The organism is Nocardioides panacisoli (assembly GCF_039537325.1).
In the GTDB taxonomy this organism is placed as follows: domain Bacteria; phylum Actinomycetota; class Actinomycetes; order Propionibacteriales; family Nocardioidaceae; genus Nocardioides; species Nocardioides panacisoli.
The window spans coordinates 176,865-196,300 of the sequence record NZ_BAABAH010000006.1; the positions used below are offsets into that span (position 1 = coordinate 176,865).

Consider the following 19,436-nt stretch of genomic DNA (forward strand, 5'->3'; position numbering starts at 1 on the left):
GGGTCGGTTCTACCAGCGAGCCCCGACCCAGCGGCGGACGCCTCAGCCGACGAGCAGCGGGCTGACCAGCGGCGTGTAGCCCTGGCTCTGACCGAGCCGGTTGGGGTGGTAGCTCTCGCTGACCGGGTTCGACAGCCCGTTGAGCCACTCCACCGAGTCGCAGACGGCGTGGCCGGTGAACCTGCTGACCGGGTTGACGAACTTGAAGCCGTGCGAGCTGGCGGCGGCGGAGAGCTTGGAGTCGAGCAGGTCCGCGGTGCTGTTGAGGCTGGTCTCCTCGCTCGGGGAGAAGAACGTCGCCGCGTTGCAGTCCTCGCCCATGAACAGGTGCGGGTAGCCCACGACGACGACCACGGCGCTCGGCGCCTTGGACCGGATCGAGGTGTAGAGCGTGTTCAGCCGACCAGGCAGCGTGTTGTTGATGATGTTGCGCGCGTTGGTGATCGCGCCGTTGCAGTCCGACATCCAGCCCGGCTGGGCGCACTCGGTCACCACGTCGCTGAAGCCCGCGTCGTTGCCGCCGACGGAGATCGTGACGTAGCTCGTCGTGGAGCTGAGCGCCCCCAGCTGGTTGTTCGTGACCGTCGAGGTCGTCGCACCCGAGCAGGCCTGGAAGTTGAGGGCGTACCCCTTCTGCTGCGCGACCAGATAGGGGTAGGCGTACGTCGACCGCTGGCAGCTGGTGCCGTCGGAGATGTAGCTGCGGGTGCCGACACCCGAGGAGTAGGAGTCGCCCAGGGCGACGTACGACGGGCCCGCGGCGTGCGCGGGCGGCGGCGCGACGAGCGCGACCAGCGCGGCGGCGAGGGAGACCAGCGCGGCCACGACGGGACGCGTGAGAACAGGGGTGATCCGGGACATGACGGCCTTTCCGAGGGAGCAGGAGGTCGGTGTGACCTGGGTCACCTTTGCACTTCGCCGCTGCTTCTGACCAGCCCCTCGGTCAACCTTCGGGTGCCGACCCCGAGCTCCGCGGGGGTCTACCGTGGTCGACGGCTCGACCTTCGAGGAGAACCCCTATGGCACTCGACAGTGCACAGCTCGACGAGATCACCCAGGACCGCGAGCGGATCAAGCGGGAGTTCCTCCGGCCCGAGGGCGAGCGCCCGCCGACGCGGGCCCGCGGCAACCACCACACGGCGCTGCTCTCCTCCGACGTCCGCAGGACCATCCGGTTCTTCCAGGACCTGCTGGAGTTCCCGTTGACCGAGATCTTCGAGAACCGGGACTACCCGGGATCCGACCACTTCTTCTTCGACATCGGCGCGGGCAACCTGCTCGCTTACTTCACGCTGCCCGGGCTGGACCTCGAGGAGTACCGCGAGGTGCTCGGCAGCCTCCACCACCTGGCGATCTCGGTGACCAAGGAGAACTGGGACCACCTGCGCGCGAAGCTGGACGCCGCGCGCGTGGACTACCTGCTGGAGAGCGAGCGGTCGATCTACTTCCGCGGACCCGACGGCGAGCGGTTCGAGCTCCTCGCCGACCCGCTCGGCGAGATGTACGGCACGAAGGTGCTCTGAGGCCTCAGTACCAGCCGAACCTCTGCGAGTGCGCCCACGCGCCCTGCGGGTTGCCGTAACGCGCCGCGATGTAGGCCAGCCCCCACCGGATCTGGGTGTCCGGGTTGGTGCGCCAGTCCGGGCCGACCACCGCCATCTTGGTGCCGGGCAGGGACTGCGGGATCCCGTAGGCGCTCGAGGTCGGGTTGTCCGCGCGCTCGTTCCAGCCGGACTCGCGGGTCCACAGCGCGTCGAGGTACTGCCACTGGTCGGCCGGGAAGCCGAACTCCACGAGCAGGTGGAAGCCGAGGGCCCGGTTGCTGCCCGGCGACACGTCGACGGGCGTCGGCGCCGTCATCGGGACGTGCTTGGCGATCCGCTCGGCGACCATCGCGAGCTGGTGCAGGATGACCTCGCGCGGCACCCTCGCCGCGGCGCCCTCCTTCTGCGGCCTCGGTGACTCGCTCGGCGAGGTCGCGGCCGAGCTCGGCGGGAGCGCGGTCGAGGCGCTCTCCGACGGTCTCGGCTCTGCGGCCGGCGTACCTGCGCAGCCGGAGAGGACGGCCACGATCGCCGCGGCGGCCACAGCGGTTCTTGCTCCCCCCATGCCGACCATTGTCCCCCGACCGCCGCACCCGGTCCCTCCGGCGTCCCCGATACTGACCGGGTGCCCGGACCCGCTCGGACGTCCCTCCTGCTCGCCGGTTGCGTCGTCCTCGGGATCGGCGTCGCCCTGCTCCTCACCGCAGACCTGGGGTCTGACGGCTACTCGACGCTGGTCAACGGCATCGCGATCAGGTCGGGGATCTCCTTTTGGATCGCCAACCTGCTGGTCGGGGTCGTCTTCGTCGCGCTGGCGGCGGCACGCCGGGTCTACCCCGGCGCCGGCACGGTCGTGCAGGTCGCGCTGGTCGGCGGCACCGTCTCGGTCGTGCTCGACCTCGTCAGCACGCCCGAGCAGCTGCCCTTCCGGATCACCGTGCTGGTCGTGGCCTTCCCGCTCCTCGCCCTCGGCATCGCGTGCTACCTCGGCAGCCGCACCGGGGCGGGTCCGGCCGAGGCGGCCGGCCTCGCGTGGGATCCTCCGGTCCCGTTCCGGTGGAGCTACAGCGCCGTCCAGGGCGGCGGTGCGCTCGTCGGGTGGTTGCTGGGCGCGACGATCGGCGCCGGCACCATCGCTGTCGTGCTGCTGCTCGGCCCGCTGGTCGACCTGACTGCCCGACTCCTGCACCTCGACGTGCACCAGGAGCCCGGCACCCCCTGACCCAGCTCAGTCGCGGTCGCGCTTCTTGGCCTTCGCCGACGGTCCGTAGTCGCGGGACAGCTCGATCAGCCGGCCGCTGATCCGAGTCTGCTTGAGCTTCTCCCACGCCTCGCCCGGCAGCCGCGCGGGCAGCTCGACGAGCGAGTAGTCCCCGCGGATCGTGATCGCACCGAAGTCGTGGCGCTGCAGGCCGCCCTCGTTGGCGATCGCGCCGACGATCTGGCGCGGCTCGACCCGGTGCCGCTTGCCGACCTGGATCTTGTACGTCGCCATCGGCTGGTCGCTCCCGCGGCGGGGCTTGCGCGGCCGCTCGCCCCGGTCGCCGCCCCGGTCCGGGCGGTCGTCGTGGTCGCGGCGCGGACGGCGCTGCGGCTCCGGCTCGTCCTCGAGGATCAGCGGGGTGTCGCCCTGGAGCACGATCGCGAGCGCGGCTGCGACGTCGGCCTCCGGCACGTCGTTGTTCTTGACGTAGTGGCCGATGACGTCGCGGAAGAACGAGATCTGCGGCGACCCCAGAGCCTCGGTGATGTTGTCGTCGAACCGCGCGAGGCGCGTCGCGTTGACGTCGTCGACGCTCGGCAGCTGCATCTGCTCCAGCGTGGTGCGGGTGGCCTTCTCGATGTGCTTGAGCAGGTAGCGCTCGCGCGGGGTGATGAACGAGATCGCGTCGCCGCTGCGGCCCGCACGACCGGTGCGGCCGATCCGGTGCACGTAGGCCTCGGTGTCGGTCGGGATGTCGTAGTTGACGACGTGCGTGATCCGGGGGACGTCGATGCCGCGGGCCGCGACGTCGGTTGCGACCAGGATGTCGAGCTTGCCGTCGCGGAGCTGGTTGACCGTGCGCTCGCGCACGGCCTGGGGGACGTCGCCGTTGATCGCGGTCGCGCTGACCCCGCGCGCCCGCAGCTTCTCGGCGAGGGTCTCGGTCTCGTTCTTGGTCCGGACGAAGACGATCATCGCCTCGAAGTTCTCGACCTCGAGGATCCGGGTGAGGGCGTCGACCTTCTGGGGGTAGCTGACGATCAGGTATCGCTGCCGGATGTTGTCGGCCGTACGGGTCTTGCGCTCGATCGCGATCTCGACGGGATCGGTCAGGTACGTCGCCGAGAGCTTCTTGATCTGGTTGGGCATGGTCGCCGAGAACAGCGCGACCTGCTTGTCGTCGGGAGTGTCGGCGAGGATCGTCTCGACGTCCTCGGCGAAGCCCATGTTGAGCATCTCGTCGGCCTCGTCGAGCACGAGGAACCGCAGCTCGGTGAGGTCGAGGGTGCCCTTGTCGAGGTGGTCCATGATCCGGCCCGGGGTGCCCACGACGACGTGCACCCCACGGCGCAGGGCGGAGAGCTGGACGCCGTACCCCTGACCGCCGTACACCGGCAGCACGTGCACGCCCTTGACGTGCGCGGCGTACCGCTCGAACGCCTCGCAGACCTGCAGCGCGAGCTCGCGGGTCGGCGCCAGCACAAGTGCCTGCGGGGTCTTCTGGGACAGGTCGAGGCGGTCCAGGATGGGCAGGGCGAACGCCGCCGTCTTGCCGGTGCCGGTCTGCGCGAGGCCCATCACGTCGCGTCCCTCGAGCAGGTGCGGGATGGTCTCGGCCTGGATCGCCGACGGGGTCTCGTAGCCGACGTCGGAGAGGGCCTTCAGGATCTTCGGGCCGAGGCCGAGATCGGCGAAGGTGGTCGCATCGTCGGAAGTCACCGTCCAACGGTAGTGGCGCGCGCCACTACCACTCCATTCCGCGGTGCGGTGCGCTGGGTCACGTGGACGACCTCAGAGGTAGAGGGCGCGCAGCTCGCGGTCGAGTCCTCCGCCCGCCGCGCCGGCCATGTCGTCCAGCACGGTGCGGAAGCCGGCGATCGCGTCGACCCCGTGGCGCCTGGCCATCCGGGCCTCGAACCGGCGGTGGAAAGCGCGGGCCGCGTCGATGGCACCGCGTCCGCGCTCGCCCAGCTCGACCAGCCGGGCGCGCGCATCGGCCGGGTCCGGACGTCGTACGACGTAGCCGCGCCGCTCCATGTCCTCGACGATCTGCGCGGTGCCCTGCGGCGTGATGTCGAGCAACCGGGCGAGGTCGCTGACCTTGCGTCCCCCGCCGTTGAGCACCCGCATCACGACACCGTCCGAGCGCCCGAGGTCGTCGTACCCGTGCTGCGCCATGTCCTCGTGGAGCAGGCGGACGAACCCCTGGTAGGCGAGAAGCACCAGGATCCCGAGGTCCGAGGGAGGTTGCACACGAGAGGGCACTGCCCCATGATAGCCAATAGCACTTGTACAAGTGTACTTGTCTATTTGAGGAGTTCCCATGAACGTCGTCCGAGCCACCGAGGCACCCACCTTCGACATCCCCGGCATCCGCTTCACGTCCCTGGCCACACCCAGCCTCGGATCCTCGGGCACCTGCGTGTGGCAGCTGACCGTCGAGGGCGGCGTGTCCTCCGAGACCGCGCACGTGCTCGACCAGGACGAGGTCTTCGTCGTGCTGGCGGGCGGGGTCCGTCTGGTGCCGGACGGCCCCGAGCTCGGGGTCGGCGACGCCGCGGTCGTGCCCGCCGGGGACCCCATCCAGCTGGTCAACCCCGGCTCGTCACCCGCCCGCCTCCAGGTCGCGATCCGTGCCGGCTTCACGGCGACGATGGCCGACGGCACCCCGGTCGGCACGCCGCCGTGGGCGGCGTGAGGACTACTCGACCGTGACCGACTTGGCCAGGTTGCGCGGCTTGTCGATGTCGTGACCGAGCTCGAGCGCGGCGTGGTAGGCGAGCAGCTGCAGCGGGATGGTGAGCAGGATCGGGTCGAGCTCCCGCTCGCTCTTCGGTACGACGATCCGCTCGCAGTCCAGGTCGCCGACGGAGACGTTCTCGTGGGTCACGACCACCAGCGGACCGCCGCGCGCGTCGATCTCGTGCAGCGCGCCGACGTTGCGCTCGACCAGCTCGTCGTCGGGGACGATCGCGACCGTCGGGACTTCGGGCGAGACCAGCGCGAGAGGGCCGTGCTTGAGCTCGGAGGTCTGGTAGGCCTCGGCGTGCCGGTAGCTGATCTCCTTGAACTTCTGCGCGCCCTCGCGGGCGACGGGGTAACCGCGGACCCGGCCGACGAAGAACAGGCTCTCGGCACCCGCGAGGCGACGAGCCGTCTCGGCGAGCGCGTCTTCCGTGGCGAGCACCTGCTCGATCTGCTCGGGCAGCGCGTTCAGCGCCGCGATGAGCCGTCGCCCATCGGCGATCGAGAGGTCGCGCACCCGGCCCAGCTGGATCGCGAGCATCGCGAACGCCAGGAACATGTTGGTCAGGGCCTTGGTCGAGGCGACGGCGACCTCGGGGCCGGCGTGCAGGTAGATCCCGCCGTCGACCTCGCGGGCGATCGCGGAGCCGACCACGTTGACCAGGCCGATGACCCGGCCGCCCTTGCGCCGGATCTCCTGCACGGCGAGCAGGGTGTCGATGGTTTCGCCGGACTGGCTCACCGCGACGTAGAGCGTCTCCGGCTCGATGATCGGGTTGCGGTAGCGGAACTCCGAGGCGGCCTCCGCGTCCGCAGGCACCCGGGCCAGCTCCTCGAGCAGCGTCGCCCCCATCTGGCCGACGTAGAACGCCGAACCGCAGCCGAGGATCTTGACGCGCCGGATCGCCCGGAGGTCGCGCGGGTCGAGGTTGAGCCCGCCGAGGTGGCCGGTGCCGAACCGCTCGTCGAGCCGGCCGCTCAGCACCCGCCGCGCGGTGGTCGGCTGCTCGGACATCTCCTTGTGCATGAACGACTCGTGGTCGCCCGCGTCGTAGGCGTCCGGGTCGACGTCCAGCCGGGACGCGGTGCGAGGCGAGGCGGCGAGGCCCGAGGACTCCAGCCGGTACGTCGAGAAGCCGGCCGGCGTGAGCAAGGCCATCTCGCCGTCCTCGAGGTGGGCGACCGTGGTCGTGTAGCGGACGATCGCGGCGAGGTCGCTGGCGACGTACGTCTCCTTCTCGCCGACGCCGACCAGCAGCGGGCTGCCGTTGCGGGCGACCACCATCTGCTCCGGGAAGTCGACGTGGAGGAACGCGACGCCGTAGGTGCCCTCCACGCGACCGAGCGCCTCGGCGACCTTCGCCTCGAAGGTCTCGGCGCTCGAGCGGGCGACCAGGTGCGCCAGCACCTCGGTGTCGGTGTCCGACGCGAGCTCGATGCCGTCGTCGGAGAGCTCGGCGCGCAGCGCGGCGGCGTTGTCGATGATCCCGTTGTGCACGACTGCCACGAGGCCCTTGCCGTCGGTGTGCGGGTGCGCGTTGACGTCGTTCGCCGGGCCGTGGGTCGCCCAGCGGGTGTGGCCGATGCCCGTCCGCCCGGCGAACCGCTTCGGCAGCGAGTCGGTCAGCGCGTGCACGCGTCCGGCGCCCTTGTGCACGCGCAGCCCGGTCCCGCCGAGCACCGCGACACCCGCCGAGTCGTAGCCGCGGTGCTCCAGCCGGGCCAGCCCCTCGAGCAGCAGCGGCGCTGCCTGCTGACTGCCGACGTATCCGACGATCCCGCACATGGGTGTCTCCCTATCCGTAGACGATCCGGCGCAGCTGGCGCTCGGTGAGGTCGGGCGCGGCGACGACGCGACCGGCCAGCTCCTCGCGGAGCCTTGCGAAGATCTCGTCGTTCTTGGCGCCGAAGGTCTTCATCTCCGCGTGCCGGCGGCGTACGACGTCCTCCACCGGCTCGGCGAGGTAGGCGATGACGTCCTCCACCACGCGGGTGGCCTCGGCCGCGCTCAGTCCGCTGCCCGCCATCACGTGGCGGAGGAGGCGCTGGTCGACCGGCATCCCCCGATGATGCGGGGACAGCGGACGTCGAGCAAGTTCCTGCCCGCATTCGGGCAGAAACCCTGCAATCGACCGCGAGAAGCCCGCACCCTCGTAGCCACCCCGGCATCGGGTGGAGCGCGGCGGCGCATTTGCGCCGCGATTCGGGGGTCCATGTGGGGGACGTGCTATCTTGGTGAACGCAAGATGAACAGGAGGTGTCACATGACCGACACTCGGATGACCGACGAGCGACTCGAGCAGCGCTGGGTTCCGGTGACCGACGAGACCGGACGCACCCACATGGAAGCCGCGTGGATCACGGTGGGCGGTCACGCGACGGCCTCCGCCGCCTGACGGCGCACCCCACGACCCTTCGAGCGGGCCGGCACCTCCCACCCGGAGGCGCCGGCCCGCTCGCGTGTTCCCGGGAGCTCACGAAGAAGAGTGCCGTCGGTGGAATAGATCCGGACCGGGGTCCGGTTATGGTGGTTGAGTCTTCAACCAAACCGCTCTCACCGAGGAGTCACCATGACCGAGACCACCGCCACCGCCGCCCTCACCGACATCAGCGGCGACTACACGATCGACACCGCCCACAGCCGGCTCGGCTTCGTCGCCCGCCACGCCATGGTCACGAAGGTGCGGGGCGCCTTCGACCAGTGGGCCGGCACCGCCCACATCGACACCGCCAACCCGGCCGAGTCCTGGGTCAAGCTGACCATCCAGGCCGCCAGCATCAGCACCGGCACCGCCGACCGCGACGGCCACCTCAAGTCCGCTGACTTCTTCGACGTCGAGACCTACCCCGAGTGGTCGTTCGTCTCCACCGCGGTCTCCCGCGACGGCGACGAGTGGACGATCGTCGGCGACCTCACCATCAAGGACACGACCAAGCCGGTCACCATCGTCTTCGAGGAGGGCGGCTCCGCGAAGGACCCGTTCGGCAACCTCCGCGTGGGCTTCGAGGGCTCGACCACGGTCAACCGCAAGGACTGGGGCCTGACCTGGAACGCGGCGCTCGAGACCGGCGGCGTCCTGGTCTCCGAGAAGGTCAAGCTCGAGTTCGACGTCTCGGCGATCCGCAACGCGTGAGGCGTCAAACCAGTCGCAGCAGGCACCCGGGTGGACCACAATCCCCCGGGTGCCTGCGATTTCACTGCCCGCCGACCTGACCACCCGGCCGCTGCGGCCCTCCGACACCTACGCCGTCTGGGAGGTCATCGCCGCCCAGGAGAAGCACGACATCGGCTCCGTCGAGATCGAGGAGGCCGACCTCGTCGCCGAGTGGCAGCGGCCGTCGTACGACCTCGCCGGCAGCTCGATCGCCGTCCTGGACGATGACCGGATCGTCGCGTACGCCGAGCTGATGGGCGGAGACCGGTACGACGCCGCGGTCCTCCCGTCGCACCGAGGGCGCGGCATCGGGACCTGGCTCGCCGCCTGGATCCGCGACCTCGCGCGCTCCCGCGGCTCCCAGGTCGTCGGGATGCCGGTGCCGGAGGGCTCCGACGGCGACCGGCTGCTCACCGAGCTGGGGTACTTCGTCCGCTGGACCAGCTGGGTGCTGCGGCTGCCGCAGGGCGCGACCATCGAGGAGCGCCCGCTGCCGGAGGGGTACGCCCTGCGCGAGGCGACCGAGGCCGACCACGAGCAGGCCTGGCACGTCATCGAGGACGCGTTCCTCGAGTGGTCGGACCGCGAGAAGTCGACCTTCGAGGACTTCGCCGCCGAGGTCTGGCAGCGGCCGGGCTTCGAGCCGTGGCACCTCCAGGTCGTCACCGGTCCGGACGGCCGGATCGCCGGCGCGTCCTTCTCGACGATCGCCGAGGAGGGCCGCGAGACCTACGTCGCGAAGATCGCCGTGCACCGCGAGCACCGCAACCGCGGCCTCGCGCAGTCGCTGCTCGTCGCCGCCTTCGGCACCGGTCGCGAGCACGGCGCGGTCTCCTCCTGCCTGTCCACCGACTCCCGGACCGGCGCCCTCTCGCTCTACGAGAAGGTCGGGATGGTCCCCGACTCGGTGTGGGTGCACCGCGCCACCAACCTCTGAGCCGGCAATAGGCTGCCCGCATGGGTGAGCTGTTCGCCGGTCGCTACGAGCTGCTCGACCCCATCGCGTCCGGAGGCATGGGCACGGTCTGGGCCGTGCTCGACCGGGCCGACGGCCAGGTGAAGGCCGCCAAGATGCTGCGCCAGGCGGACGCGGCGATGCTGCTGCGGTTCGTCCGCGAGCAGTCGGTGCGGATCAACCACGAGCACGTGGTGACGCCGCTGTCCTGGGCCGGCGTCGACGACCGGGTGCTGTTCACGATGCCGCTCGTGCGCGGCGGCTCGGTGTCCGGGCTGATGCGGAGGTACGGCGCCCTGCCGCCTGCGTGGATCGGGCACCTCACCGCGCAGACGGCCGACGCCCTCGCCGCGGTGCACGCCGCCGGGATCGTCCACCGCGACGTCAAGCCGGGCAACCTGCTGCTCGAGCCGACCCGGCGCGGCGTGCCGCACCTGCTGCTGACCGACTTCGGCATCGCGGTCCCGAGCGACGAGCCGCGGCTCACCCAGCTCGGGACGGTGATCGGCACGCCGGGCTACATGTCGCCGGAGCAGGTGCAGGGCGCGGACCCGATGCCGAGCGCGGACGTCTACTCCCTCGGCATGGTCGTGCTCGAGATGCTGACCGCCCAACGGCCGCCGGCGGACCCCGTGCCGACGCCGCCGCGGGTCGACGAGCTCCGTACCGGCGACCGCGGGCACGACCTGGTGCTCGACGTGGTGGCCGCCGCGACGACGTACGACCCGGGCACGCGGCCCACCGCGTCCCAGCTCCGGCAGCATCCCGCGCTGCTCGCCCTGCTCGCCCTGCCCCTTGCCGCCGACGACCCCATCGACGTCGTCGACGACTACGCCTCGCTCGCCGTACCTCCCCGGACCGCTCCGCCCCCGCCGCCCCCGCCGCCGCTCGGCACGGCGCCGCACCCGGCCCCGACCTCCCTGCTGCCGCCGCCTCCCCCGCCGCCCCAGCACGTCGCGTACCCCGCTCCCTCTCCCCCTCCCGCTTCCCCTCCCGATTCCTCTCCGACGGCAGCCCGCGGCACCCTCTCCGCCGTCGTGCTCCTCGTCGCCGGCCTCCTCGCCCTCCTCGCCGGCGGCTTCCTCCTGCTGGGTTGAATCGAAGGTCGCTCAAGGTCGATTCGAGGGTCCGTACGGGTCGAATCGAGGGTTCGTCGACGTTGACTCGAGGATTTGTGCGGGCCCCGCCGCACAGAACCTCGAACGAACCCGCAGGGACCTTCGAATCAACCCCGCGGGAACCTCGATTCAACGGGGGTGGCGGCGGGAGGAGGCGCGGAGGCGCCAGAGGCCGGCGGCGCAGGAGGCGGCGCCGGCGACGAGCAGGGCCAGGCCGGCGTAGCGGCGGGTGCCCCACCAGCCGGAGTCCTCGTCGCCGGGTGCGACCGGGGAGCCGGAGGCGACGGCGGCGAACTGGCCGGGGCCGATCAGGAACGGTCGGGCGGGATCGTAGCTGCCCGTGAACTTGCCGCCGCCCTGGGCGAGCACGCCGCCGGAGTACGACGGCGCGCCGGACTGGTCGGTGAGCTCGACGGCGACGTCGAGGGGTACGGCGAGCGGCTCGTCGACGGCGTCCGGCTTCGGGGAGGCGGCGATCGAGATCCAGTAGTCGCCGGGCACGTCGGCCGGCAGGCTGCTCCACCGGTTGAGGTAGCCGACGGGCGGGAGCGCGTCGCTGAGGTCGAGCGGCTCGGAGTCGTCGTAGCTGCCGCTGGTCGCGACGTCGGAGACGGCGCCGGTCACGGTGTCCCGCAGCGGTCCGACGACCTGCACGGAGACCGCGACCCCGGTGTAGCTGCGCACGTCCACGTAGGTCTTCTCGTCCAGCTTCGGCGCGTGCGCCGCGACCGACAACGCCTGGCCCCAGGCGAGCGGGACGCGGAAGAGCCGCTCCTCGCCCTCGGTGACCGAGGTGGAGAAGTCGGCCCGGCCGCCGGACAGCGGCACCGGCGGCGCGGCGTCGAAGGAGCCGGCGCCATCCACGTGCTCGCCACCGCTGACGTCGGTGATCCGGTCGTAGCTCGGCGAGTCCGGTGGCGCCGGGAGCTCGGCGGCGCTGGGGACCGGCGCCTCCTCGACCACCTTGATCGCGACCGGCAGCTCGTCGTCCTTGCTGCTGCCCTGGGTGCTCCGCTCGAGCTTGAGGTCGATCTCGCCGGCGGTGAGGCACGGTGACGAGGTGTCACCGGGCTCGCTCCCCCCGATGGTCAGCTCGGCGCCGAAGACGGCCTGCGGGACCGACGAGTCGCTCGGGGACGCCGACACGGACCCGCAGTCGGTCTGGTCGGGCCCGGTCGCGCTGAGCTCGAAGCCGTCGTAGTCGTCGCTCGACTCACCGACGACCCCGACGTGGACGGTGCTGTTCTGGATCTGCCGCTCGTAGCGGAAGAAGTGGTCGCGGTACGGCGACTCCGCGTCCCCGAGGCTGTCGGTCCAGAGCCCGGGCTCGAGCACCGTGGGACGGGCCTGGTCGGTGCTGCCCGTTCCGCCCGGAACCGGAGAGCCGCCGAGGTCGACCTGCGACCCGGTGGCCGCGGCGCCGTACCCCGTCGTCAGCGCCAGCCAGCCCGCGCACACGGCGAGCACGATCAGGGGGCGTCCGGGGCGCACGCGCCGAGCGTACTGGCGCGTGCGCCCCGCGACTCACTCCGCGGCGGCCTCGGTGTCCTCGGGCGCCGGACCGTCGGCGAGGATGCCGTAGAGCCGGCGCCGGGCGTCGACCAGCACCTCCACCGCGGCGTCCTTCTGGGACTCCGAACCGGTGGTGATGATCTGCCAGACGGCGCTCATGACCTGGCCGATCTCGGCCTTGAAGTCGGCGTGCGCCGGCCGGGCGTCAGAGGCACTCTCCTGGAACGGCGCCCAGACCCCCTCCAGCTCGGCAGAGTTCTCCTCGCAGTACGCCGCGCCCGCCTCGGTGAGGCGGAGCGACCGGCGGCCGCGCTCGTCGTCGGACTCGACCAAGCCCTCGTCCTCGAGCTGCGAGATCGTCGGGTAGACCGAGCCCGGGCTCGGCCGCCAGGCGCCGCCGCTCTTGTCGGTGATCTGCTGGATCACCTGGTAGCCGTTGACGGACTCCTCGCGGCCGGCGGCCGCACGGAGCACGTCGAGGATCGCGGCGCGGACGTCGCCGCGCCGGACACGGGGGCCGCGACCGGACTCCGGCCGGCCCATGCCGAACAGGCCGGCCAGCCACGGCGGCGGACCGCCCATCGGGCCGGGACGGCCGTGGCCGCCACCCTCGGTGGCCCAGGCCCACGGGCCACCCGGACGGTGCTGCCGGCGGTGGTCGTGGTCGTACGGGCCGCAGTCGGGGATGGAGCCTGCCATCCAGAACGGGCCCATGCGCTTCTCGAATCGGTGACTCATGATGTTCCCTCCAAGTCGTAGGATCGCGAATCGTTCGCGATATATCGTGATCGTACAGAGAAGGGTACGACGACACAAGCTCCGCTGCGGCAGGCACCAGCGGGGCCGGGCCGGGCGGGGTTCCGGACGGGGTGCCCAGCCCCTCCGGAGCTACCGCGCCAGCCAGGCCGCGTAGGAGTCGAACGAGTAGGGCCGGCCCAGGAAGTCGGCGACCAGGTCGGCGGCGTCGGCCTCGCCACCGCGGGCCAGGACCCGGTCGCGGTAGCGCCCTGCGACCTCGGGGTCGAACAGGTCGTCCTCGTCGAAGGCGCTGAACATGTCCTTGGCGATCACCAGCGACCACATGTAGGTGTAGTAGGCCGAGCTGTAGCCGCCGAGGTGGCCGAAGCTCGCGAACATGTGGGTGCCCTCGAGGTAGGGCAGGGCGGCGTACTTCTCCTGCAGCTCGATCATCCGCTCGGTGAGGTCCCGCGGGCCGCCGGGCTCGGCCGCGTCGCGGTGGAACCAGTAGGACATCGACGCGTAGAACATCTGGGTGCGTGCATAGATGCCCTTGCCGTAGTCGTCGGAGCGGCGCATCGCCTCGACCAGCTCGACCGGGATGGGCTCGCCGGCCTCGTTGCTCGCGAACGTGCGCAGCACGTCGGGGTCCCAGGCCCACTCCTCGAGCATCTGGCTCGGCGCCTCGACGAAGTCCCACTCGGTGGCGACCCCGGCGAACCGGGCCCACGCGCTGTGCCCGCCGAGCACGTGGTGGATCAGATGCCCGAACTCGTGGAACAACGTGGTCACGTGGTCGTGCTCCATCAGGCCGCGGGAGAAGTTGCACACCAGCACGCCCTCGGGGTTCTGGATGCCCTCGACGCCGTCGGCCAGCGTGAACTGCGCGGCGTGCTTGTACTTGCCCTCGCGCGGGTGCAGGTCGAGGTAGATCCGGCCGAGGCTCTCCTCACCCTCGGCGCGGAACACGTCGTAGGCCGTCACCTCCTCGTGCCACACCGGTACGTCGACCTGCTCGTAGCGGAGGCCGAAGAGCCGGCCGGTGACCTCGAGCAGACCCTGCCGGACCTTCGGGAACGGGAAGTAGGTGCGCACCTTCTGCGCGTCGACGTCGTAGCGCTCCTGCCGGACCAGCTCCTGGTAGTGGATCGCGTCGTAGGGCTCGATCCGCTCGGCGTCGGGGAAGTCGCGACGGTAGCGGTCGAGGAGCAGACCGAGGTCGCGCTCCATCGGCTCCTGCGCGGCGGCGGTGATCTTGTCGATGAACTCCGGGATCGCGTCGCCCTCGCCGATCATCTTCACGTCGGCGTCGTAGGACGGCCAGTCCGGGAACCCGACGGTGGTGGCGAGCTCGTGCCGCAGCGCGAACAGCTCCTGCAGCAGCGGCTCGGTCGTCGGCCAGCCGCGCTGCAGGAACGCGACCGACATGTCGCGGCGCACGTCCTGGTCCCGGGCGAACATCCGGGTCGGCACCGCGTCGGGGTAGTCGGTCGTGACCGTGACCAGCCCGTCCTCCTCCGCCGGGTGCGCCTCGAGCCAGTCGGCGGGCATGCCCTCGAGCCGCTCGGGCGCGACCCGGATCGACCGCACGTCGTCGCGGGTGACCTTGCTGAACTCCTGGTCGAGCTCGGTGATCCGCTGCCGGATCGCGGAGATCCGGTTGCGGGTCGGCTCGTCCTTGTCCACCCCGGAGCGGCGGAAGTCCTTGCGCACCTTCTCCAGCAGCCGGGCCGCGAGCGGGTCGAGCCCGTCGCCGTCGAGGGCCGCGAACACGTCGTAGAGGCCGCGGTCCAGGCTCCACTCGGTGGCGAGCTTCTGCGCGTCCTGCTCGGCCGCGTCGGCGAGGTCGCGCACCTGCTGGTCGGGATGCACGTTGCCGATCAGCGAGCCCATCGCGGCCGCGTTGCCGAGGTGGAGCGCCGCCGCGTCCCACTTCCGGAGTACGGCGACCGCGTCCTGCGTGGAGGCCGTGCGCACCTCCTCCACGAGCCGCCGGGCGCTGTCCAGCTCGGTGGTCGCCCGGTCCTGGACCCAGTCGGACCAGGTCGTCGCGTCATCGGTTACGGGGAGGGCGAGGGGCTCGAGGGTCACCGACACACATTAGGCGACCAAGTGAGCGAAAGGCACGCGCGAGGAACGAGCTCAAGTGCCGATCGCGAGCGCGGGAGCCAGCCGCGAAGCGGCTCGGCAGCCACCGCCGTCCCACGGAAGGCGAGGGAGGCCGCGTTCTGCCTCAGATCAGCTCGCCGCGCTTCCGGCTGAGGTAGGCGCGCTCGGCGGAGTTCTGGGTGGCGGCGATCGCGGCGTCGTAGGCCTCCTTGGCCTCCGCGCTGCGGCCGAGCCGCCGCAGCAGGTCGGCGCGGGTGACGTGCCAGGCGTGGTAGCCCGGAAGCGGCAGCCGGTCGACCAGCGCGAGCGCGACCTCCGGACCGTCGAGCTCCGCGACCGCGACCGCGCGGTTCAGCGCGACGATCGGCGACGGGTCGATCCGGGTGAGCTGGTCGTAGAGCGCGACCACCTGCGACCAGTCGGTGTCCGTGGCGGCCGGCGCGTCGGTGTGCACGGCGTTGATCGCCGCGAGGATCTGGTAGCGGCCCGGACGGTTCGCGGCCAGGCACTGCCGCACCAGGTCGTGTCCCTCGGCGATCAGCGCCCGGTCCCAGCCGCCGCGGTCCTGCTCGTCGAGCGGAACCAGCTGACCGTGCCGGACCCGTGCCTCCCGGCGCGACTCGATCAGCAGCATCAGCGCGAGCAGGCCCGTCACCTCGGGCTCCTCGGGCAGCAGGTGCCGGAGGATCCGGGCGAGCCGGATCGCCTCCGCCGTCAGCTCGCCACGGACCGGGTCGCCGTCGCCGGTGGCGAGGTAGCCCTCGTTGAAGACGAGGAACAGCACGGCCAGGACACCGCCCAGCCGGTCGGGGAGGTCCGCCGCCTCGGGCACCCGGTAGGGCACCTTGGCGGCGGCGATCTTCTTCTTCGCGCGGGTGATCCGCTGGGCCATCGTGGTCTCCGGGACGAGGAACGCCTGCGCGATCTCCGCGACCGTCAAGCCACCGAGCAGCCGCAGCGTCAGCGCGATCCTCGCCTCGGGAGCGAGCGCGGGGTGGCAGCAGGTGAAGATGAGCCGGAGCCGGTCGTCCTCGACGGGCCCCGTCGGTTCGGGGGGTGTGTCGTCTACGTAGAGCATCGTTGCCGCCTGGTGCTTGGCGTCGCGCAGCTTCTCGCGGCGGAGCTTGTCGATAGCGCGGTTGCCGGCGGTCGTGGTGAGCCAGGCGCCGGGATTGGGCGGTACGCCGGACTCCGGCCACTTCTCGAGGGCGGTCACCAGCGCCTCGCCGGCCGCCTCCTCGGCGATGTCGATGTCGCCGAAGCGGCGGACCAGCGAGGCGATCAGGCGGCCGTACTCCTCGCGGAAGACCCGCTCGACCGCCGAGACCTCAGGCAAGGCCCTCGAACGGTCGGACCTCGACCTTGCCGCCGCAGGCCTTCGAGCCCTCGGCGGCGAGCTTGAGCGCGACGTCGAGGTCGGGCGCGTCGATCACCCAGAAGCCGCCGATGACCTCCTTGGTCTCCAGGTAGGGGCCGTCGGTCATCACCGGGGCGTCGCCCGTGCCGTCGACGACGGTCGCCGTCGTCGCCGGCTCGAGCCCACCGGCGAACACCCAGTAGCCCTGCTCCTTGAGCCGCTCGTTGAAGGCGCCGGTGTCCGCGAACGCCTGCTCCATCGCCTCGCGGGAGCCGTAGTTCCCGAACTCGGTGCGCTCGACCGGCCCGTGCACGCTCATCAGGTAGTGCGTCATGTCGATCTCCTCAGCTCCGGGGCGGACCCGTCGACCGCCCTTCACCCCCACCACGAACCGCATCACGGCGATACGACAACCTGCCACAGCCATTTTGCAATGGGCAGAGCAGCCGGTTCGTCGAGGCGTCGTCCTAGGCTCGATCCATGAGCTCTCCGGTCTACCTCGTCCTCGGCGCCGGCCCCGGCCTCGGCCTGGCCGTCGCCCGCCGGTTCGCGCAGGGCGGTCATCTCGCGACCCTGACCACACGGCTCCAGGAGGAGGCCGACCCCCTCGCCCGGACCCTCTCCGAGGAGGGGTACGCCGCCGAGGGGCTCGCGGTGGACCTGACCGATCCCGACGACGTGGCCCGCGTGGTCGCGACCGTCGGCGAGCGGCACGGCCGGATCGACGTGCTGCACTTCAACCCGAGCGCCTGGCGCGAGAAGAACGTGTTCGAGCTGACGGTGCCCGAGCTGCTGGAGGACGTCGCCCTGGGGGCCGGCGCGCTGCTGCCGGCCGTGCAGGCGGCGCTGCCCCACCTGCACGCCGGGGCGCGGGTGCTCGTGACGGGAAGCGCGGCCGCCGACAAGCCCTCGCCGGCGGCGCCGTCGCTCGGCGTGCAGAAGGCGGCGGTGCGCAACCTGGTCACGAGCCTCGACGCGACGCTCCGCGAGCGCGGCGTGCGGGCGGTCGCCGTGCAGATCAACGGCGTGCTCGGCAAGGAGGGCCCGTTCTCGCCACCGCCCATCGCCGAGGCGATGTGGAGCGCGGTCAGTCGGCCCGACGACGACTGGACCCCGCACGTCGCCTACGACGGGTGAATCCTTAACATCTTGCGGTGACGATGCGGGGCCTGCTGGCCGACACCCGGCCGCTGGCCAACCCGCACTTCCGGCGCCTCTGGAGCGCCAACATCATCACGGTGATCGGCGCCCAGCTGACCGTGGTCGCGGTGCCGGCGCAGATCTACGCGCAGACGGGGTCCTCGGCGTACGTCGGCCTCACCGGTGTCTTCGGTCTGGTGCCGCTGGTGGTGTTCGGCCTGTGGGGCGGCGCACTCGCCGACCACTTCGACCGGCGCACGCTGCTGGCGATCACCACGACCGGCCTGATCGGGACCAGCGCACTGTTCTGGCTGCAGGCCGCCGTCGGTGGCGCCGACGTGTGGCTGCTCCTGGCGCTGTTCTCCGTGCAGCAGGCGTTCTTCGCGATCAACCAGCCCACACGCAGCGCGATCCTGCCGAAGCTGCTGACGAACGACCTCCTCCCCGCCGCCAACTCGCTGAACATGACCGTCTTCCAGGCGGGTGCGATCGCCGGCCCGCTGGTGGCCGGCGCGCTGATCCCGCTCACCGGCTACGCGCTGCTCTACCTGATCGACACCTTCACCCTGCTCGCGACGATGTGGGCGGTGCTCCGGCTGCCCCGACTTCCGGTCGAGGGCGCGCCGGCCGGCACGCCCGGCCTGCGGTCGGTCGTCGAGGGTCTCGGCTACCTGCGTGGGCACCCGGTGCTGCTGATGTCCTTCCTGGTGGACATCATCGCGATGGTCTTCGGCATGCCACGGGCGCTGTTCCCGCAGATCGCCCACGAGAGCTTCAACGGTCCGACCGAGGGTGGGCTCGCGTTCGCGCTGCTCTTCGCCGGCATCCCCGCCGGCGCGGTGCTCGGCGGCGTGCTGTCCGGCTGGGTGTCGCGGGTCTCCGCCCAGGGCCAGGCGGTGGTGTGGTGCATCGCGGTGTGGGGAGTGGCGATGACGGGCTTCGGCATCGCCGTCGGCGCGGCCGGCGCTGCCCCGAGCGCGGCGCACGTGCTGGTCGTCGTCGCCGTGCTGATGCTCGTGATCGGCGGCGCGGCGGACATGGCCTCGGCCGCGTTCCGCCAGTCGATGCTGCAGGCCTCGGCCACCGACGACGTGCGCGGACGGTTGCAGGGCATCTTCATCGTCGTGGTCGCCGGCGGTCCGCGGATCGCCGACGTGGCCCACGGAGCGACCGCGGCGATGGTCGGCACGGCCGCTGCGGCGGCAGGTGGCGGCGTGCTGGTGGTCGTGCTGCTGGCCGCCGCGGTGCTCGCCGTACCGGTGTTCTGGCGCTACCGCCTGGCGCCCTCAGCCCAGTAGACCGCGTACGTAGGCCGCCTGGCCGACGTGCTGGGTGCAGTCGTTGACGACGCTGACCAGCCGCACGCCGAGGGTGACCGGCGGGTCCCACCGGCTGTCGACGACCTCGTCGAGGTCGGCCTCGCCCAGGCCGGCGATGAAGTCCAGGGACTGGCGGTGGGTGGCGCGGTGGTAGTCCAGCAGCAGCCCGGCCGGCGCGCGGACCTGCGCGACCTCCTCCGAGCTGTGCCCGTAGCCGTGCGCACGCGGCTCGAACGGCAGGCCGAACCGGTCGACGAACCCCTGCCCGATCCAGACCTGCTCGATCCCGGCGACGCCGGCGACGTGGTCGTCCTGGACGCGGGTCAGGTGCCAGACCAGCCAGGCGATCGTGTTGGCATCGGGCGCGGGCCGGTGGGTCAGCGCGGTCTCGTCGAGTCCGTCGAGCACCGCCTCGACGGACTCCTCGACCCGGTCGAGGGCATCGGTGAGCAGCTCTGCTGGCGTCATGGCTCGAACGTACGCCGACCCCGTGCTGTCACACGACGCCCGGCCCGTACGTCGACCTGGTGACGACGCCCC

21 protein-coding genes are annotated in these 19,436 nt (G+C 71.6%); 9 read left to right on the forward strand and 12 right to left on the reverse strand.

The genetic code is table 11. The features are described from left to right. Nucleotides 1-42: 42 nt before the first annotated feature. Nucleotides 43-861, reverse strand: a complete 819-nt coding sequence (locus tag ABD709_RS10965; RefSeq protein WP_344775253.1) for an SGNH/GDSL hydrolase family protein — start codon at nt 859-861, stop codon at nt 43-45. A gap of 158 nt (nt 862-1,019) precedes the next feature. Between ABD709_RS10965 and ABD709_RS10970 the strand changes: the two genes are divergently transcribed. After that, nucleotides 1,020-1,523 carry a VOC family protein gene (locus tag ABD709_RS10970; RefSeq protein ID WP_344775255.1) on the forward strand — a complete coding sequence of 168 codons (504 nt, stop codon included), beginning with the start codon at nt 1,020-1,022 and terminating at the stop codon, nt 1,521-1,523. A gap of 4 nt (nt 1,524-1,527) precedes the next feature. Here the strand turns inward: ABD709_RS10970 and ABD709_RS10975 are convergent, their stop codons facing one another. Continuing rightward, nucleotides 1,528-2,109 (reverse strand): aggregation-promoting factor C-terminal-like domain-containing protein, encoded by a 582-nt coding sequence (locus ABD709_RS10975; protein WP_344775257.1) that lies wholly within the window; start codon nt 2,107-2,109, stop codon nt 1,528-1,530. Between the two features lie 60 nt (nt 2,110-2,169). Between ABD709_RS10975 and ABD709_RS10980 the strand changes: the two genes are divergently transcribed. Beyond that, nucleotides 2,170-2,766 carry a YczE/YyaS/YitT family protein gene (locus ABD709_RS10980; RefSeq protein ID WP_344775259.1) on the forward strand — a complete coding sequence of 199 codons (597 nt, stop codon included), beginning with the start codon at nt 2,170-2,172 and terminating at the stop codon, nt 2,764-2,766. A gap of 6 nt (nt 2,767-2,772) precedes the next feature. Here ABD709_RS10980 and ABD709_RS10985 read toward each other — a convergent pair whose 3' ends face one another. Together ABD709_RS10985 and ABD709_RS10990 are read right to left on the reverse strand one after the other, a co-directional pair. Further along, nucleotides 2,773-4,467, reverse strand: coding sequence for a DEAD/DEAH box helicase (locus ABD709_RS10985; RefSeq protein ID WP_344775261.1), 1,695 nt, complete (start codon nt 4,465-4,467; stop codon nt 2,773-2,775). Nucleotides 4,468-4,539: 72 nt separating this feature from the next. Then, nucleotides 4,540-5,013, reverse strand: a complete 474-nt coding sequence (locus ABD709_RS10990; protein WP_344775263.1) for a MarR family winged helix-turn-helix transcriptional regulator — start codon at nt 5,011-5,013, stop codon at nt 4,540-4,542. 58 nt (nt 5,014-5,071) lie between these two features. Here ABD709_RS10990 and ABD709_RS10995 point away from each other — a divergent pair, with 58 nt between their 5' ends. Continuing rightward, nucleotides 5,072-5,446 carry a cupin domain-containing protein gene (locus ABD709_RS10995; RefSeq protein WP_344775265.1) on the forward strand — a complete coding sequence of 125 codons (375 nt, stop codon included), beginning with the start codon at nt 5,072-5,074 and terminating at the stop codon, nt 5,444-5,446. A gap of 3 nt (nt 5,447-5,449) precedes the next feature. On the opposite strand, the gene glmS is transcribed toward ABD709_RS10995, so the two are convergent. Together glmS and ABD709_RS11005 are read right to left on the reverse strand one after the other, a co-directional pair. After that, the gene (gene glmS / locus ABD709_RS11000) at nt 5,450-7,279 is read right to left on the reverse strand and encodes a glutamine--fructose-6-phosphate transaminase (isomerizing) (protein WP_344775267.1); all 1,830 of its coding nucleotides are present in this window, start codon (nt 7,277-7,279) and stop codon (nt 5,450-5,452) included. A 10-nt stretch (nt 7,280-7,289) separates the two neighbouring features. Then, on the reverse strand, nt 7,290-7,553 hold the full coding sequence (locus tag ABD709_RS11005; protein ID WP_344775269.1) for a hypothetical protein: 264 nt from the start codon (nt 7,551-7,553) through the stop codon (nt 7,290-7,292). 204 nt (nt 7,554-7,757) lie between these two features. Between ABD709_RS11005 and ABD709_RS11010 the strand changes: the two genes are divergently transcribed. The 4 genes from ABD709_RS11010 (at nt 7,758) to ABD709_RS11025 (ending at nt 10,700) form a co-directional block, all read left to right on the forward strand. Continuing rightward, nucleotides 7,758-7,889, forward strand: coding sequence for a hypothetical protein (locus ABD709_RS11010; protein ID WP_344775271.1), 132 nt, complete (start codon nt 7,758-7,760; stop codon nt 7,887-7,889). Nucleotides 7,890-8,063: 174 nt separating this feature from the next. Next, entirely contained in the window at nt 8,064-8,627 is a 564-nt protein-coding gene (locus ABD709_RS11015) for a YceI family protein (protein WP_344775273.1), read from the forward strand. A 49-nt stretch (nt 8,628-8,676) separates the two neighbouring features. Beyond that, nucleotides 8,677-9,585 (forward strand): GNAT family N-acetyltransferase, encoded by a 909-nt coding sequence (locus ABD709_RS11020; protein WP_344775275.1) that lies wholly within the window; start codon nt 8,677-8,679, stop codon nt 9,583-9,585. A 20-nt stretch (nt 9,586-9,605) separates the two neighbouring features. Then, nucleotides 9,606-10,700, forward strand: coding sequence for a serine/threonine-protein kinase (locus tag ABD709_RS11025; protein ID WP_344775277.1), 1,095 nt, complete (start codon nt 9,606-9,608; stop codon nt 10,698-10,700). A 150-nt stretch (nt 10,701-10,850) separates the two neighbouring features. On the opposite strand, the gene ABD709_RS11030 is transcribed toward ABD709_RS11025, so the two are convergent. The 5 genes from ABD709_RS11030 to ABD709_RS11050 form a co-directional block, all read right to left on the reverse strand. Then, nucleotides 10,851-12,212: a hypothetical protein gene (locus ABD709_RS11030; protein ID WP_344775279.1), complete on the reverse strand. Its 1,362-nt coding sequence runs from the start codon at nt 12,210-12,212 to the stop codon at nt 10,851-10,853. Nucleotides 12,213-12,245: 33 nt separating this feature from the next. Beyond that, nucleotides 12,246-12,971 (reverse strand): PadR family transcriptional regulator, encoded by a 726-nt coding sequence (locus ABD709_RS11035; RefSeq protein WP_344775281.1) that lies wholly within the window; start codon nt 12,969-12,971, stop codon nt 12,246-12,248. 150 nt (nt 12,972-13,121) lie between these two features. After that, nucleotides 13,122-15,062 (reverse strand): M3 family metallopeptidase, encoded by a 1,941-nt coding sequence (locus tag ABD709_RS11040; protein WP_344775283.1) that lies wholly within the window; start codon nt 15,060-15,062, stop codon nt 13,122-13,124. A 142-nt stretch (nt 15,063-15,204) separates the two neighbouring features. After that, nucleotides 15,205-16,416 (reverse strand): RNA polymerase sigma factor, encoded by a 1,212-nt coding sequence (locus tag ABD709_RS11045; RefSeq protein WP_344775285.1) that lies wholly within the window; start codon nt 16,414-16,416, stop codon nt 15,205-15,207. Beyond that, the gene (locus tag ABD709_RS11050) at nt 16,409-16,771 is read right to left on the reverse strand and encodes a YciI family protein (RefSeq protein ID WP_344775287.1); all 363 of its coding nucleotides are present in this window, start codon (nt 16,769-16,771) and stop codon (nt 16,409-16,411) included. The genes ABD709_RS11045 and ABD709_RS11050 overlap by 8 nt, the downstream gene beginning before the upstream one ends. 146 nt (nt 16,772-16,917) lie before the next feature. Between ABD709_RS11050 and ABD709_RS11055 the strand changes: the two genes are divergently transcribed. Together ABD709_RS11055 and ABD709_RS11060 are read left to right on the forward strand one after the other, a co-directional pair. Continuing rightward, a complete protein-coding gene (locus ABD709_RS11055) occupies nt 16,918-17,574 on the forward strand; it encodes an SDR family oxidoreductase (protein WP_344775289.1) in 657 nt (218 codons plus the stop codon). 23 nt (nt 17,575-17,597) lie between these two features. Beyond that, entirely contained in the window at nt 17,598-18,875 is a 1,278-nt protein-coding gene (locus ABD709_RS11060; RefSeq protein ID WP_344775378.1) for an MFS transporter, read from the forward strand. Here ABD709_RS11060 and ABD709_RS11065 read toward each other — a convergent pair. Beyond that, entirely contained in the window at nt 18,864-19,364 is a 501-nt protein-coding gene (locus ABD709_RS11065) for a mycothiol transferase (protein WP_344775291.1), read from the reverse strand. The two genes, ABD709_RS11060 and ABD709_RS11065, sit on opposite strands and share 12 nt — an antisense overlap. Between the last annotated feature and the right edge of the window lie 72 nt (nt 19,365-19,436).